Annotated in this window: 10 protein-coding genes; 4 read left to right on the top strand and 6 right to left on the bottom strand. The window is 40.1% G+C overall.

Annotated features, from left to right (window positions below):
* Positions 1-81: 81 nt before the first annotated feature.
* The 3 genes from AC1EU0_RS12000 (at position 82) to AC1EU0_RS11990 (ending at position 4,672) form a co-directional block, all read left to right on the top strand.
* Positions 82-927, top strand: coding sequence for a class I SAM-dependent methyltransferase (locus AC1EU0_RS12000; protein WP_480302663.1), 846 nt, complete (start codon positions 82-84; stop codon positions 925-927).
* 188 nt (positions 928-1,115) lie between these two features.
* Positions 1,116-2,084, top strand: a complete 969-nt coding sequence (cysK, locus tag AC1EU0_RS11995; RefSeq protein ID WP_480302662.1) for a cysteine synthase A — start codon at positions 1,116-1,118, stop codon at positions 2,082-2,084.
* Between the two features lie 314 nt (positions 2,085-2,398).
* Positions 2,399-4,672 carry an aminotransferase class V-fold PLP-dependent enzyme gene (locus AC1EU0_RS11990; RefSeq protein ID WP_480302660.1) on the top strand — a complete coding sequence of 758 codons (2,274 nt, stop codon included), beginning with the start codon at positions 2,399-2,401 and terminating at the stop codon, positions 4,670-4,672.
* 19 nt (positions 4,673-4,691) lie between these two features.
* Here AC1EU0_RS11990 and AC1EU0_RS11985 read toward each other — a convergent pair whose 3' ends face one another.
* On the bottom strand, positions 4,692-6,644 hold the full coding sequence (locus AC1EU0_RS11985; RefSeq protein WP_480302659.1) for a methyl-accepting chemotaxis protein: 1,953 nt from the start codon (positions 6,642-6,644) through the stop codon (positions 4,692-4,694).
* 275 nt (positions 6,645-6,919) lie between these two features.
* On the opposite strand from AC1EU0_RS11985, the gene AC1EU0_RS11980 reads away from it, so the two are divergent.
* Positions 6,920-7,915, top strand: a complete 996-nt coding sequence (locus tag AC1EU0_RS11980) for a sigma-54 interaction domain-containing protein (RefSeq protein ID WP_480302658.1) — start codon at positions 6,920-6,922, stop codon at positions 7,913-7,915.
* Here the strand turns inward: AC1EU0_RS11980 and AC1EU0_RS11975 are convergent.
* The 5 genes from AC1EU0_RS11975 to dnaE form a co-directional block, all read right to left on the bottom strand.
* On the bottom strand, positions 7,884-9,038 hold the full coding sequence (locus AC1EU0_RS11975) for a trans-sulfuration enzyme family protein (RefSeq protein ID WP_480302657.1): 1,155 nt from the start codon (positions 9,036-9,038) through the stop codon (positions 7,884-7,886). The two genes, AC1EU0_RS11980 and AC1EU0_RS11975, sit on opposite strands and share 32 nt — an antisense overlap.
* Before the next feature lie 19 nt (positions 9,039-9,057).
* Entirely contained in the window at positions 9,058-10,041 is a 984-nt protein-coding gene (locus AC1EU0_RS11970; protein ID WP_480302655.1) for an isopenicillin N synthase family dioxygenase, read from the bottom strand.
* Positions 10,042-10,184: 143 nt separating this feature from the next.
* On the bottom strand, positions 10,185-11,720 hold the full coding sequence (locus AC1EU0_RS11965) for a hypothetical protein (protein WP_480302654.1): 1,536 nt from the start codon (positions 11,718-11,720) through the stop codon (positions 10,185-10,187).
* 111 nt (positions 11,721-11,831) lie between these two features.
* Positions 11,832-13,166, bottom strand: coding sequence for a tRNA lysidine(34) synthetase TilS (gene tilS, locus AC1EU0_RS11960; protein WP_480302832.1), 1,335 nt, complete (start codon positions 13,164-13,166; stop codon positions 11,832-11,834).
* 2 nt (positions 13,167-13,168) lie between these two features.
* Positions 13,169-16,645, bottom strand: a complete 3,477-nt coding sequence (gene dnaE / locus AC1EU0_RS11955; protein ID WP_480302653.1) for a DNA polymerase III subunit alpha — start codon at positions 16,643-16,645, stop codon at positions 13,169-13,171.
* Positions 16,646-16,721 lie beyond the last annotated feature (76 nt).

Below are 16,721 nucleotides of genomic sequence, written 5' to 3'. Positions count from 1 at the left end.
ATAATAAAAGATTAAAAATTAGTCGCTTAAGCTTAAGGTTTGAGTTATAACAAAGATGATCATGAGTAAAAGGAAACAATAATGAAATCACAATCAACTCTTGCACTGGTGATACTGACAGGAATGTTAGGACTAAGCGGAGTCTCGGCTACAGCTTATGGGTACGATAATCATGAGCAAGCTAAACAAGCCCCTACGACACTGCAATATGATTATCAGTACCGAACAGCTAAAGAAAAAGCACGAGATAAATATCGTCACCCTAAAGCAACATTAGATTTTTTTGGTATTAAACCAACGGATACTGTTGTCGAGATTTGGCCCGGTGGTGGCTGGTATTCAAATATTCTTGCGCCAGCACTTAAAGGCTCAGGTGAGTTTATTGCCGCTCACTTTCCATCTGATTCAGCGGTGAAATACTATAGAACGTCTCGCGCGAAATACGACGTAAAGTTTAAGGATCACCCAGAACGATATGGTCAGATTAGCGTCACAAGCTTTATGCCTCCGGCCCACCCTGTTATGGCACCTGCAGAGACAGCTGATGTGGTACTAACCTTCCGTAACGTGCATAACTGGATTGCGAATAATAACGAAATTGAGGTTTTCAAAGCAGCCTATAACGCTTTGAAACCAGGTGGAACTTTTGGTGTCGTTGAGCATCGCGCTAAACCTAATGCGACCCGGTTAGAAATGATTGAGTCTGGCTATGTTACTGAAAAATTCGTAAAAGAATTAGCACAAAAAACCGGATTCAAACTAATCGCTAGCAGTGAAGTCAATGCAAACCCAAAAGACACAAAAACTTATCCGTCAGGAGTTTGGACTCTTCCCCCAAGATTAAGGTTAGGCGATCAAAATAAAGACAAATACCTTGCTATCGGTGAAAGTGATCGAATGACACTAAAGTTTATTAAACCTAAATAACCAACTCCTGCAGCATAGCTCCGTATGCGCATTTATTTGTTAGGACACTACCCCTTTGTGGTAGTGTTTTTTATTATTAGCCAATCACTGTTAATAACTATTGGTTATATACAAGAAGAAATTATAACTTTTGAATTACATAAATTATTTCTAGTATTTATATTTCAAACACTGTTAACGGAATGATCATGGCTAATATATACGAAGATAACTCACAAACAGTAGGTAAAAGCCCACTGGTTCGCCTAAACCGAATTGGTAATGGCAACATTTTGGCAAAAATAGAATCTAGAAACCCAAGTTTTAGTGTTAAATGTCGTATTGGCGCAAACATGATTTGGGCTGCTGAGAAAAATGGAACATTAACCACTGAAAAAGAATTAATCGAACCAACTTCTGGCAACACAGGTATTGCTCTAGCCTATGTAGCAGCCGCTCGTGGATATAAACTCACCTTGACCATGCCCGAAACCATGAGTTTAGAAAGAAGGAAGCTTCTTAAAGCACTTGGTGCTAATTTAGTGCTAACCGAAGGTCCCAAAGGTATGAAAGGAGCAATAGACAAAGCGACTGAAATTTATAACTCCAATCCTGAGCATTATGTTCTATTACAGCAGTTTGATAACCCTGCGAACCCTGAAATTCATGAAAAAACTACAGGCCCAGAGATCTGGCAAGATACTAATGGTGAGATTGATGTGTTTATCGCCGGTGTGGGAACGGGTGGAACCATCACTGGTGTTAGCCGCTATATCAAAAATGTTCAGAATAAAGCCATAACTTCTGTAGCGGTTGAGCCTGTCGATTCACCAGTTATCACTCAAACATTATCTGGTAGTGAAATTAAACCTGGGCCACATAAAATCCAAGGCATTGGTGCTGGATTTATCCCAGGCAACCTCGATTTATCGGTGGTGGATAAAGTTGAAACCGTAACCCATGAAGAGTCTATGGAAATGGCTCACCGACTCATGAAAGAAGAAGGCATCTTAGCGGGTATTTCTTCAGGAGCAGCGGTAAGTGTTGCAGTAAAACTAAGCGAGCAAGAGGAATACAAGGACAAAAACATTGTAGTCGTACTTCCCTCATCTGCAGAGCGTTACCTATCTTCACCACTATTTCACGATGAATTCGGAGATGCAGAAAACGTTCAATAACAACCTCTTCATAAAAAGTATCCAAGATTAAGCCTGACATAAGTTAGGCTTTTTTATGCCAATAATTTTCCAATTAGATCCATATAAACTGCGTCCTGCATATCCAAAATAAACTACGTCCTGCATATCCAAAATAAACTACGTCCTGCATATCCAAAATAAAGCTTTGGAATATTTGTACTTTCCCATATTCATACCTCAGACTCCGTCACACTTCGATAAGCATTGGTATTATATAATCAACCTGTTAGTATGAACTTTAGATATTACATATAACAAAAAGAAATAAGAGTTTAGTTTTTAAGGTAGGAACCATGACTAACAGTACAAACTTATCGCTCATTTATCTTGACTCTAACGCTACAACACCAGTACACCCTGCCGCAGCTCAAGCGGTAATGAGTACCATGACCCAAACCTTTGGCAACCCCAGCAGCTCTCATATTACGGGGATTCGCGCTAAAAACATCATGGAGAAAACCCGCAATGCTGGTAAAAAATTATTAGGCATTGATAAAGGTCGATTAATTTTCACCAGTGGTGCAACTGAAGGCATCCAAACAGCCATTCTTTCAGCTTTAGTTGAAGCTAAAAAATCATTAATTACCAACAAACAATATTACCTTTTATATGGTGCTACTGAGCATAAAGCCGTTCCCAATTCACTAGAACATTGGAACCAAATTTTAGGCATCAATGCAGAAATTAAAGCGATCCCAGTAGATCACCAAGGTAAACTAGATCTTAACTTTATTGCTGAACATGCCGCCGATTCATTAATGATATGCACTATGGCGGTAAATAATGAAACTGGTGTTTATCAAGACTTAATGGCTCTAGAAACAACTATTAGATCCAACAATCCTCATGTTTATTGGATGGTTGATTGCGTTCAAGTACTAGGCAAACGAAACCTTAACATTGAAAACATCAGCATAGATTACGCCCCTTTCAGTGGCCATAAGCTGTATGGACCTAAGGGGATTGGCTTTGTTTATGTGCGTTCAAGTGCACCATTTACCCCTTTTATTGCCGGAGGTGGCCAAGAAAGCGGTCAACGCTCGGGAACAGAAAACTTACCCGGAATTGCTTCGTTAAAAGCTATTTTTGATATTTTAAATGGTGATAGCGAACACCAGTTTTCTAGCTACTCACAATTGCAAGGTTATCGCTTACAAATCATCAAAGCATTAAAAGAAGCCTTTGGTGACATCGTCTTAAATCATTCATTAGAAAACACAGTCCCAACCACCATCAACTTTGCAATCCCTGGATTTAGCAGTAAAGAAATTATGGACTTATTTGATGCGGCTAATATTCGCGTCAGCTCTGGCTCTGCTTGCTCTTCTAAAGTAACTCGAAGTTATGTTTTAGATGCAATGGGTTTACCTGCATGGCAAAGTGAATCGGCGATTCGAATGTCATTTGGTCCTATGTTCACTCAAGATGATTGCGACCAAGCTTGTGAACGCATTATATCGGCAGCAAAAGCATTGAAACAAAGCTGTCTGGTAACCAGCAATGAGATTAATGAAACACCATTAGATGGCTTAGTAGAGTTACGTTCAGGCAATAATTGTTGTTGGATTTATGCAGACAAGCAAACAAAAACTGCTGTCGTAATTGACCCAGTTCATGAGCTAGTCCAACGTATTGTTAATCTAATAAACTGTCAGGGCCTGACGTTAAAAGCCGTATTAGACACTCACGGCCACGCTGACCATGAATCATCTCGTAATGAAATAGTTCAGGCTCTCGGTATGTCTACTGATACTTGCCATTTAGGATGGCCAACCGAAACAGACAGCATTGATATGCTAGGTCAAACCTATTCGTTGATTCAGATTGGTAACCACAATTTGGTCAAGGTACCGACCGCCGGACATACAGAAGACAGTGTGAGTTACTTACTAACCAAAGACTTTAATGGTGAGTATCACTCTTCGATGTGTCACTTTGCTTTTTGTGGCGATACCATTCTGATGGGAAGCCTTGGTAGAACTAATTTTGAAACCAGTTCATCGGCAAAAATGTATGCAAGTTTAAAACTATTAAATCAATTAGTTGATGACCAGTCTTTGATTTGCGCCAGCCATGACTATTACAATGAATTTGCCACCAACATTGCTCTTGAAAGAGGTCGTAACCAGCTATTGAACTCTGTTCTTTCAAACAATATTGATGTTGATACATTCTGCGAGCAAAAGTCGGTATTGGATTCACATCTCAATGATGAGCAAGGTCAAGAAATCCAATGTGGTGCTTATGTCGAAGTCGATGCAGCATTAAAGATTCGAGAATACGATAAAGAAAGTTTGGCGAAGTTGCTAAAAACAGATCAAAACATCAAATTGGTAGACATTCGCGAGCCACACGAATATGCGTTACAACGCAGTACCAATGTCGAGATGAATGTGCCAATGACCCGTTTAGTTCATTTCATTAATGAGCGCTCAAAACAGAAACAAGACAATTATGTTCTTGTTTGCCGAAGTGGTTCTCGCTCATTAGTTGTTGCTCAAGCCCTTGGCCGTCTTGGCTTTGAAAACGTTGCTCATCTAAAAGGTGGTTATGCCTTAGGGTTATAACCTCCCTTTTCTCCAGCTCTTAATGAGAGCTGGAGATATTAAAGCCACTGATTTGCTTAGCTAATTCGTTTGCATCAACTTCTAACTTCTCACCAACCATAGAAGCTTTTTGAGCCGCAATTAACACCTCACTAGCGTTGTTCTTAATCACTTGGGTACTCGTATTAACTTGCTCTGTAGCTTCCCTCTGCTCGGTGACAATTTCTTCTAGTTGCTGAATCAAGCCTACGACTCTGGAGACCTGCTGAGTTAAGCTTGTAATAGTTTCACTCACTTCATGAGCTCGATTAACACCATTATTCGCCTTTCGAGTCCCTGATTCCATCGTAGAAACAGCGATAGACGTTGATTTTTGGATCTGCTCAATCATTCCTCTAATTTCATCTGTTGAACTCGCTGTTCGGCTTGCAAGTGTTCTTACTTCATCAGCCACAACAGCAAAGCCTCGCCCCTGTTCCCCAGCTCTAGCCGCTTCGATTGCTGCATTTAAAGCCAGAAGGTTTGTTTGCTCTGCAATTCCATGGATAACTTCCACCACCTTACCGATGTCATTGGCATACACCGCTAATTGATTAATGACTTCAGCACCTTGACTGACTTCTTCTGCAATATGGTTGATCTCGCTAACCGTCTGGTTGATCACTTGCTGACCAAGATCAACGTCTTTTTGAGTTTCCACCGTAATTTGGGTTGCGGCTCGAGTATTTTCATCAACAGCGTTAACCGATGTCACAAGCTGATCAATGGCAGTAACGACTTGATACGTTTTTTGTTGCTGCGAATTCAAGCTGAACTCTACACTTGAGGTTTCTGATTTCACTTCATGGCTGGCCAATACCACATTGTCACTTAATTGCTGAACATCATGTATCAAGGTTCTAATACTGCGCAGCATTTCGTTGAATGACAGTGCAATTTGATAAAACTCATCTTTAGCAGCAATTTTTATATCCTGACTCAAATCCCCACGAGCCATTTGTTCAGTCATTGACTTGATAACTGAAACATTCTGAGTAATGGCACAATATGCCGAGAAGAAAAAATAAAAGCTTATAGCAATAACGCCTAATATCATTGCAGCAACCCAGTACATTTGTTGTTGCTGAGACTGTAATTTCGACGACAATTGAATCTCTAGTAATTGCTTAGTTTCAGCTGTTAAATGCTCTAAAACTTGCTGCTGATTTCGACTTAATTGAGAGAATTGAGCCAAACTGATACCAAAATTGTCCGGCTCTACTATTTTTTCATTGATAGCGTTGATGAGTTTCTCTGTATTAGTATCAACATTACGCACACTTTTCTGCCAGCTTGTTTCGTCTGCATAATACTCTTCAACTCTATCAGCACTCTTTTTAAATAAAACGAGTAATTCTTTTAAGCGATTATTCGTTGCCACCAATTGAGTGTAGGATTGTGGGGAAAATCTACCCGCTTTAAGAATGTTTAAGGCTTGAGTACTGCTTCTTGAGCTAAATTCGCTGACCACAAGTTGCTTAGACAAATAAAACTCAGTGAGGTAGTAAATTGCAGGATCAGAGTCTAGTGACAACCTACTTTCTTCGGCAACACTCCCTTTTACTTCACTGGTTATATCCGCCAGTTGCTCCAATACTGTTGGCGTAAGTTGTTTAGATAAAGATAAGTTGTGTAATGCAGAGAATTGAGCAGAAGATCTTGGAAACAAAGCAGAATTATTTGACCAAAACTCTAATTGAGTGGACAAATCAGCAGAGCTAACCCCGCTCTTTCTTAATTCTATTATCTTAAAGGCAAATGCATTGAACTGGTCAATAATATGTTTACCTTCAAGCTTACGTTCACTGATTTGTACATTTTCAGTTTGAAATTGGATGTAGCCATAAGCTCCAAAAATTAAAGGCAACAAGGTCACCGAAGCTAACAACATAAACTTCTTTTTAAACGCTAACCGATTAAATAGCTTTATCCCTAAAGACAGCAGTCCTGACATCTACCTATTACCTCTATTTTTATTATGCTTCTTCAAGCATCCCTTTCCATCGAATAGAGAGGGAAACCAGTTACAAGACCTTTAAAAACTGGAACTTATTTCACCTTATATCGGCAATGGTTAACAAAATATTAGTGTAATGATAAAAATTCTCGAAATCACATATAACCAAACGGTATATAGATTAATTTTATTAGATCAATTCAATATGCTTTACTGATACAGGTTCGCAAAAAGTTATGCAGATCGATACACCAAGTTAACGGAAAAAATAAATGATCATAGGAAGCCAAACCAGTCTAAAGGAAATTATGCAGCAGATTGAGCTTGTTTCTGCCACTGACTCAACTGTATTAATTCTGGGTGAAACAGGTACGGGTAAAGAAGTTATTGCACGACATTTGCACACACACTCCTCAAGGCAGCAACAAGCTTTTATCAGAGTGAACTGTGGTGCTATTTCTTCTGAACTGATCGATTCTGAATTATTTGGTCATGAAAAAGGCAGTTTTACTGGAGCAACAAACCAAAAACGCGGTTGGTTTGAACAAGCTGATGGTGGTACGTTATTTTTAGACGAAGTTGCAGAATTGAGTTTAGCGGCACAAGTTAGGTTGCTTAGAGTCATTCAAGAAGGCACACTAAGACGTGTTGGCAGCGAACAAGAAATCAAAGTTGATGTAAGAGTGATAGCCGCAACCCATAAAAATTTAAGCGAAGAAGTACAACACAAACGTTTTCGTGAGGATTTACTGTTCAGGCTTAATGTATTTCCTATAAACCTACCGCCGCTTAGGCATAGACTTGATGACATCAAAGCACTATCAGAGCAGTTTTCCAATCAAGCAGCAAATACATTAGCCCTACCCGTTTGTTTGCCAACTCAACAGCAAATTCATTACCTACAACAACACTCTTGGCCGGGTAATGTTCGTGAACTACAGGCGGTGATTGAACGAGCCGCCATATTAGGCCGAGGAAAGCGGTTAGCGATAGAAAGTGCGCTATTTATCAAAAACAGTGATATTAAGCTAGCCGAGTCTTTAAAAAGCAATGACTCACCGAACCTCCAACTTCATATAGATGAACCTATATTTGCCAAATTAGACGATATCATTGTTCAGCACATTCGACACGCCCTTAAGAAGAGCTACGGCCGTGTCGAAGGCCCTTTCGGAGCCGCAAAGCTCTTGGGCATTAACCCAAGCACTTTACGTTCAAAGATAAAAAAATATGGTATTACGCAAGCGCCTGCTGTAAATCATCAATAAGATCTTCTGGCGCTTCCACCCCAATACTCAATCGAATCAAAGAGTCTGAAATTCCTGCATCTTGTCTCAACTCAGGCGATACTGCAGCATGAGTGGTTGTCGCAGGATGACACGCTAAGCTTTCTAAATCTCCTAAGCTTACCGCTTGAGTAAATAGGCGAAGACTGTCCAATACCTTTTGGCAAGCGGCTTCACCTCCCACTAATTCAAAACTGACTAAGCCACCAAAATGACCTACCGACTCCGATGCAACTTGATGGTATGGGCTTGAATCCAAACCTGAGTAATGAACCTTTTCAACTTTAGGATGCTTTTCCAAAAACTCAGCAACTTGTAACGCACCTTGTTGATGAGCCTCCATTCGTAAAGGCAAGGTTCTCAAACCTCGTGATAACAAATAAGCATCTTGGGGACTAATTGATGCACCTACATGCTTTAATCCAACCGTTCGTACTTGTTCCATTAATGAATCGGAACCAGCCACAACGCCAGCAATAATATCGCCATGGCCACTCAAATATTTAGTGGCACTGTGCATCACAAGATCCATTCCATGCTCTAATGGACGGAAAAAATAGGGAGAATATAAGGTATTGTCACAAACGGTAATTGCGCCAACCTTTTCAGCCGCTTTTTTTATTTTACGGAAATCATTTACGGCTAATGTTGGATTCGAAATTGGCTCAAATAAGATAATTTGAGTTCGTGGGTGAATACGATCAAGTAAATCATCATCACTATAATAGCGGTGAACATTAACGCCAAATCGAGTCAGTGTTTGGCTTAACATCGCAGAACTTCCACCATATACAGGTTCTACTACCGCGATATGATCACCTTGATGACATAAGGTGATAAAAATACTACTGAGTGCCGCCATACCGCTTGAAACAACCAAAGCTTGCTCAGCACCTTCTATTTTAGCAATGGTCTGCTCCAAAGCATTAACCGTAGGGTTAGCCATTCGGCTGTAAATAAACCCCTGCTCTTGCCCAGAAAATCGTGCTTTACCCGACTCAAAGGTTTGATAATCGTAAGTGCTACTTTGATAAATAGGAATATTTAACGCTCCGTGTTGATCTGAAACGGGGTGTGAATGTAAAACTTTAGTTCTAATTTTCATCGTTATTCTTTTTCGCTTTTTATGAATAATGTAATGCAGCTACATCAGGATGAGACCGTAATCGTCCCTTCAGAATGTTCTCGCCAACTTGATAAAAAAGTGGATTATTAGGATCGCTATCAGGACCATGAGCTTGCTTTTTTAGATGCGCAGGTAAACTTAATAAAGGCACACTGGTATCCAATTTTGGCCATAAAAAGAATGCACAAGAATAACGGTCTTTATCTGACTGAGGGCTGACTACTCGATGAACGGTCGCTTTTAAATAACCATCGGAAGCTAGCTCCAATAACTCTCCAATATTGACAATTAGCGTTCCCGGCTTAGGTGGAACGGGTAACCAGCCATCATCCGTTTCCACTTCTAATCCAGACATTTCATCTTGCAAAAGTAACGTCAGAAAACCAGAATCTTTATGCGCACCAACACCTTGATTCGAACCTTGTGACGGTTTTGGATAGCGGATCAATTTGGTGTGTTGATGAGGAAGTTCAGATAAACCGGCATCGAAAATATTAGGATCTTGTTCTAATGATTCAGCAAATGCTTTTAATAAAAGAACGCTTAAATCAGTTAATCGGTCTTGAAAACTCAATAGCTGTTGTTTCATCTGTGGCAACTGATTGGGCCACTGGTTGCTGCCACGCATCTTCAACCAAATTGGAGACTCACCATTTACATAAGGTGACGGCTCCTCTCTCATGAAATCAAATTGTTCCCGTTGATCTTCCTCGCCTAGCGTCAACTCACTCCCTATTTGTGAATAACCACGGAAGTGAGGAGAGTGCTTCATCTCAATACTCAACTTCTCTTCGTTAGATAAATCAAAGAACGAGTGCATTAAATCAAATGTATTCTTTTGAATGGAGGTATCTAAGCCGTGACCATCAAGATAGAAAAAACCAACTTCTTTACTGGTTTCTCTTAATTGCTTCAGAAAATCTTGTTTTTGTACTCCACCTACCAAGTATTGGCTAAATGTGAGCGTTGGAAGTGGCTGCATTCGGTGACCTCAATAAGTTTACAACTTAAACATACAACGCGAAAAGTGTGCCAATTTATAATCGACTGATACTATTGAGTTTTTATTTCAACCAGAGCAACAACTTCTGAATGAAAAAGAAAAACTACTATATTTAATGGTTTTTATTCGAATTTGATCAAATCAAATAAATCTTTATGAAGCTCTGAGGTTAACGGACTTTTCAAAAACGCTATCGTGCCCTCAACACAACCCTGATCCATAATTTGGCTTAACGCTTTTCTATACAAAGGCTCTGTTGTGGGAGAACAAACTTTATCATCTCTTTTCAACGAATCATTTGTTAACGTATTAAAGACTTCAGAAGATGTACAGCATAATAACGTCATCAGTACATTGTAGTTTTCTAATTTTACAATTCCTTCAAATTCAAGTGGATAATTGACTTTACTCCCTTGAGTTTCCAGCTGAAATACTACTCTTTGCTCTGACTTATCATTGTGTAGTTTAGTTTCTTCTGTTCCCATATTGTCAACATTGACCAAAGCGGCAAGTTGAAATGCTGAATACACTTTAAATGCTTTGATGAACATCGAAATTACGCTTTTAGGCAAATAGCAAGTTGGAAAAAGGCTTCTTACTGGGTGTTTAACCACCACTTGTTTGCCATTGCTAGATAAACTGGCTATTGCATGTGACACATCAGCAATTTTAACGATACCCGAATCTACAACCAGTGAGTTAAGAGATATATTGCCTAAGACAATCTTTTGTTTGTGTAGCGCATCCACATCCTGTAACAACTGCCTGAAATATTTGGTATTGTTAGGCGAAATTGAGTTTCGACAAAAGAAATCTTTTACAGACACGCCTGTATCTTCGTAATAAATAGTAGTATTGGATGCAATTACAAGCCGACAAGCAGATTTACACTCCATAATTTGCAGTATCACTGCTCTATAGAGGTTGATATTGGCTTGGCTAAGCCTGATTTGTCTAACAGCAGTTGTAACGGCAATTAAACTAGGAGAAGCAGCCATAACATCTGAAGGCTTACTGTTATGCCTAAGAAGCCTTCTAGCAAATACTGCTTCACGGTTTTTGCCGATAAATGATTTAGCGCCACAAGGCGGAATATACAAAACAGGTGGAGAAAAAGCATCTTTAGTTAACTCGTCTGTTGTCAAAAACTGTCTCTGTTCTGCTGATGTAAACTGAATTATTTCATGTTCAACTTCATCATATTGCTGAACCTTTGAGGGAAGTACATAAAAACAATGGTTACCATGCCTGATGAATATATACCCCCAAACGTTCACTTCGTCACGTTTAATAAGGGCTTGTAAATTTACCTCAACTGAAGCCCCAAAAGACAAAACATTCCAATCGGACGCTGTCCCACTTGGGTTGTAGCAATATTGGCGAATATCAAACTCTTTAGACCATGCAAGTACAGAACAATCTAATAGTGATTTTGGAGAACGGAAAAACTTTGGTGTTCGGCTGGGTGAAACAGAATGGAATTGCTCATTTTTCTCTTGAAGTAGTGAATTATTCTCCAATGATAAAAAATAAATGGCATTCGTCATTCCCGAAGCAATCTCGATACGGATTAACGGCCTATGGCTATCCGTATATAATTTGCACTGTCCATTCAATATGGCTTGATGCACATCTGTAGGGCTGGACAATAAGGTCATGTTTTCATCTCATTAGAATTAATGAAATGATTCTAAAAGAAAGCACCTTGAGACGGACTTAACAAGATTCGTGTGTTTCGAAGTATGCTTGTGATACTTAATACTTTAGCTTCAAGTATCACGATTATAAAATTCAGCTTCAACCCAAAAACCAATAACAGCAACTAAATTATCTTGCACAAATAACATAGGAATGTTGCTTCTTTCCCATGTCGGTACTTTTAACTCCTGCCAAAGTTTTTTAAGCGCGCGTGATTTATGTCTAAAATGAGGGTGACATCGAGTACTTCCAGCAATGTTAAAGCGCAGACTTAAAAACGCGGAATCTGAAATATTTATTTGTTTAAGTACAGAAGATAAATTGAGCTCTCTTCCATCAGGTAAAGTCACTTGATAATCAGCGGCTTCAATTTCCTCTTTAGTTCCAAGTTCAACCTGTTGTAATAAGGGGGGCTTAATTCTTGATGAAGCAGAGGCATATACTTGGCCTTGATAACGGCGAACTATTAACCCAGAGACATTAAGTTCAACGTTGGCATCAGACTTCGCATTTAATATTTGCTCCAGAATTTCATCTAATTGAACCCTTGAAGGAACAGGCAGTTTTAACAGCTTAATGAATCCACGGAATAGTTGCCGTTGCCAAGGGCGTGATAATTCATTAAATCCTGCCAGCGTTAATACTTTTTTAGCAAATGGCGAATCGTCTAAGTGTCGGCTTAATTTCTCTGTTACGACTTCATCGAGCAATGCTTGTTGTTCACCACAAAGTTCTGCACTTCGGCTTGCTGTCGTCGCAATGGATGACCAACGTTGCTTTAACGCTGGAATGATATTTAAACGCAAAAAATTACGATCAAAACTATCATTTTGATTACTGTCATCTTCTATATGAGAAAGTTGATTTTGTTGAGCAAAATCTTGAATATCAGATTTGCTTAAATGCAACAGAGGGCGACATTGAATCACGTCTTTTTCGATGACTTGCACGCTTGCCATTGCTGACAATCCTTTTGGTCCTTGCCCGCGCTTGAGTGCAAGTAACAATGTTTCCAACTGATCATCTTGGTGATGTGCCGTCAATAACACATCACCTTCACTCATTTCTTCCAATAACGCTTGATATCGGACTTTTCTCGCTTCAGCTTCTAAGCTCAAACGCGCCCCTTGTTTAACCTTTACAGTTTTAACCGTAAAAGGAAGCTGGTATTGATTTGCCCGTTGTTCACAATGCTTCTGCCAATCATCAGCATAGGTGCTCAAACCATGATTGATGTATACCAGCTTTATTGATAACTGCGATTGACGTAGTTTCAATTGACTTAAAATATAAGCCAATACTTCAGAATCAACACCACCGCTATAACCTAAAATGATGGTGCGTTGTTCTAATTGAGCAATTGAGGTAAAAGTTTGCCACACATCCTCTATCAAGTTTGATTGCATCACTAAAACATCATCCTGACTTTGTCGGGTCCCATCATAGTTTGCAGAGATAGCAGTAAATCATCCGTTGGATTGATACGCCAATCTTCACCAAGCGTTAATTGCCCTTTTGCTTCTGGTAAATGGTAGTTAATGACAACAGGAACTTTACCTTGCTCACGCCAAGGTGACATCGTTTCTTTAAAAGACTCTAACAATGAATTAGTAAGCTGTTCACCTTCCATATCAATTTCAACAGCTTTAGCGAAATGACTTCGGGCTTCACTTATATCTATAACATTTCTAGCGGTCATTCTATTACCACCAGAAAAGTCATCAACACTGACTTCACCTTCACAAATCAGCACGCGATCTTTCTCGATAAGGTGATTGAACTTTTCAAAAGCATCGGTAAAAAACATGACCTCTAAACGACCACTTTTATCATCCAAAGTCATCAAGCCCATTTTAGAGCCTCGCTTAGTCATCATTACGCGACTCGCAATCACGAGGCCTGCAACCTTAACGGTTTTACCACGTCCTGTTGGGTGAGTATCTTTCAAACGACCATTGGTGTAGTACTTGAGTTCTTTTAGATACTGATTGATTGGATGACCAGTAAGGTATAAACCTAATGTGTCTCGTTCACCTTCAAGCCACACTTTATCAGGCCAAGGAGTACAATCAACAAACTGCTGTTTAACATCATCTGGCTCACTGTTCAGTAGGCCAAACATATCTCCCTGACCAATCGCTGCCGCTTTAGAATGTTGATCCGCCGCTTTTATCGCTTCTGGTAGCGTTTCCATCATAGATGCACGATGTGGACCTAAATTATCCAGTGCACCAGCACAAATAAGCTTTTCAATCACTCGACGATTTAGCTTTTTTAAATCAATGCGAGCACAAAAATCGAATAAATCTTTAAATGTCCCACCTTGTTCACGAGCCTCAATGATGGACTCTACAGGACCCTCACCTACACCTTTAATGGCACCAATGCCATAAACGATGTTTTGTTCATCATCAACGGTAAACTTGTATAAGCCTTTATTCACATCAGGTGGAAGTAATGGCAGCCCCATGCGTTCACATTCATCAACTAGGGTTACGACTTTGTCAGTGTTATCCATATCGGCCGACATTACCGCAGCCATAAATTCTGATGGATAATGAGTTTTTAGCCATAAGGTTTGATAAGAAACGAGTGCATAAGCTGCTGAGTGAGATTTGTTAAAACCATAACCAGCGAACTTTTCTACCAAGTCAAAAATCTTCATGGAGAGTTCGCCGTCAACACCGTTATTGATTGCTCCCTCTTTAAAGGTGCCACGCTGTTTGGCCATTTCTTCGGGTTTTTTCTTACCCATCGCACGACGCAACATATCTGCGCCACCAAGGGTATAACCCGCTAGAACCTGTGCGATTTGCATCACCTGTTCTTGATACAAAATAATGCCGTACGTTGGCTCAAGAATGACCTTTAATGAGTCATGTTGCCATTGCTGATCTGGGTATGAGACTTCTTCTCGACCATGCTTACGTTCGATAAAGTTATCTACCATCCCTGATTGCAATGGGCCAGGACGGAAGAGTGCTACCAATGCAATCATATCTTCGAAGCAATCTGGCTGTAATCGCTTGATCAAATCTTTCATACCACGAGATTCCAGCTGGAATACCGCAGTGGTTTCATAGCGTTGCAATAACTTAAATGATTTAGCATCATCTAACGGAATAGCTTCGATATTCACGGGCTCTAGTTCTTGTTTCGCCCGACGACGATTAACCATTTCTAGCGCCCAATCAACAATGGTTAAGGTTCTTAATCCAAGAAAGTCGAACTTAACGAGACCAGCAGTTTCAACGTCATTTTTATCAAACTGAGTTACGGGGTTCTTGCCCTCAGAGTCACAATATAATGGCGCAAAATCAGTAATGGTTGTAGGTGAGATAACAACACCACCGGCGTGTTTACCGGCATTTCGAGTTACACCTTCAAGTTTACGGCACATATCAATGAGGTCGCGAACATCCTCATCTGCGTCATAAGCTTCAGGCAAACCGGGTTCAACTTCAAACGCTTTTGCCAGCGTCATTCCCGGCTCGGCAGGCACCATTTTTGATATTCGGTCAACGAAACCATAAGGGTGACCGAGTACACGACCGACATCTCGAATTACCGCCTTTGCTGCCATGGTTCCGAAAGTGATGATTTGCGATACCGCATCTCGTCCATAAAGCTCGGCAACGTGATCAATAACTTCATCACGTCTATCCATACAAAAGTCGATATCGAAATCGGGCATGGATACACGTTCAGGGTTCAAGAAGCGTTCGAACAGTAAATCAAATTCAAGTGGGTCAAGATCGGTAATTTTTAATGCATAGGCCACCAAAGAGCCCGCACCTGAACCACGCCCGGGACCTACAGGGATCCCATGATCTTTACCCCATTGAATGAATTCCATAACGATCAAGAAGTAGCCGGGAAAACCCATTTGGTTAACAACCTTGAGTTCGATCTCTAAGCGTTCATCATATTCTTTACGCTTTTCTTTTCGCTCTTCTTCATCAGGGAATAAAAACTCAAGTCGCTCCTCAAGCCCTTCTTCTGATTTGGCGACTAAGAAGTCTTCAATCGACATATCACCTGTTGGAAAGTTTGGAAGAAAGTACTCACCAAGACGAACGGTGACATTACAACGCTTGGCAATTTCTACAGAATTTTGGAGGGCTTCTGGAATATCCGCAAACAGCTCACACATTTCATCTTCGGTGCGAAGATATTGCTGCTCACTGTATTTTTTAGGGCGTCTTGTATCAGCTAAGGTATAACCGTCATGAATGGCAACTCTGATTTCATGGGAATCAAAATCATCCTTTTCAAGAAATACAACTTGGTTTGTGGCTACAACGGGTAAATCAGCTTGTAAACCAAGTTCAATCGCCATATGTAAATAGCGTTCTTCGTCTGCTCGACCAGTTCTGATTAGCTCTAAGTAATAACGTTCAGGAAAATGAGTATGATAAAAATCAACCAGTTGCTCTGCTTGCGCTTGATTACCTTTAAGTAAAGCTCTACCTAGATCACCCTCTTTACCACCTGATAACAACATAATGCCTGAGTTATATTTCACTAGCCATTCTTGATCAATGACTGTCTTTCCTTTGAACTCTCCACGTAAATAGGCTTGACTGATCAATTGAGTCAGATTCTGGTAACCATCGTTATCCATCGCCAACACTGTAACAGCACATAACTCATCAATCTCTGGCACTTGCATCCAAAAATCGGCACCAATTATTGGTTTTATACCTGCTCCATGACAACCACTATAGAACTTAACCAATCCACACAGGTTATTTTGATCGGTGAGTGCAATAGCGGGCATTTCCAGCTCATCTACACGAGCAAGAATGGGTTTAACCTTAGCAACGCCATCAGACATAGAGAAGTCACTGTGGACACGAAGGTGAACGAAACGTGGTTCTGGCATATATTTATTTCTTATATGGTTATAACTTTTAAAAATACTTATGTGTCAGTTTTATGACAATCTGTGACTTAGATCA

Source organism: Parashewanella sp. 2210YD4-3 (genome assembly GCF_056591735.1).
Note: the sequence above shows the minus strand (reverse complement) of the source record. Positions and strands in the feature narration are given on the sequence as shown.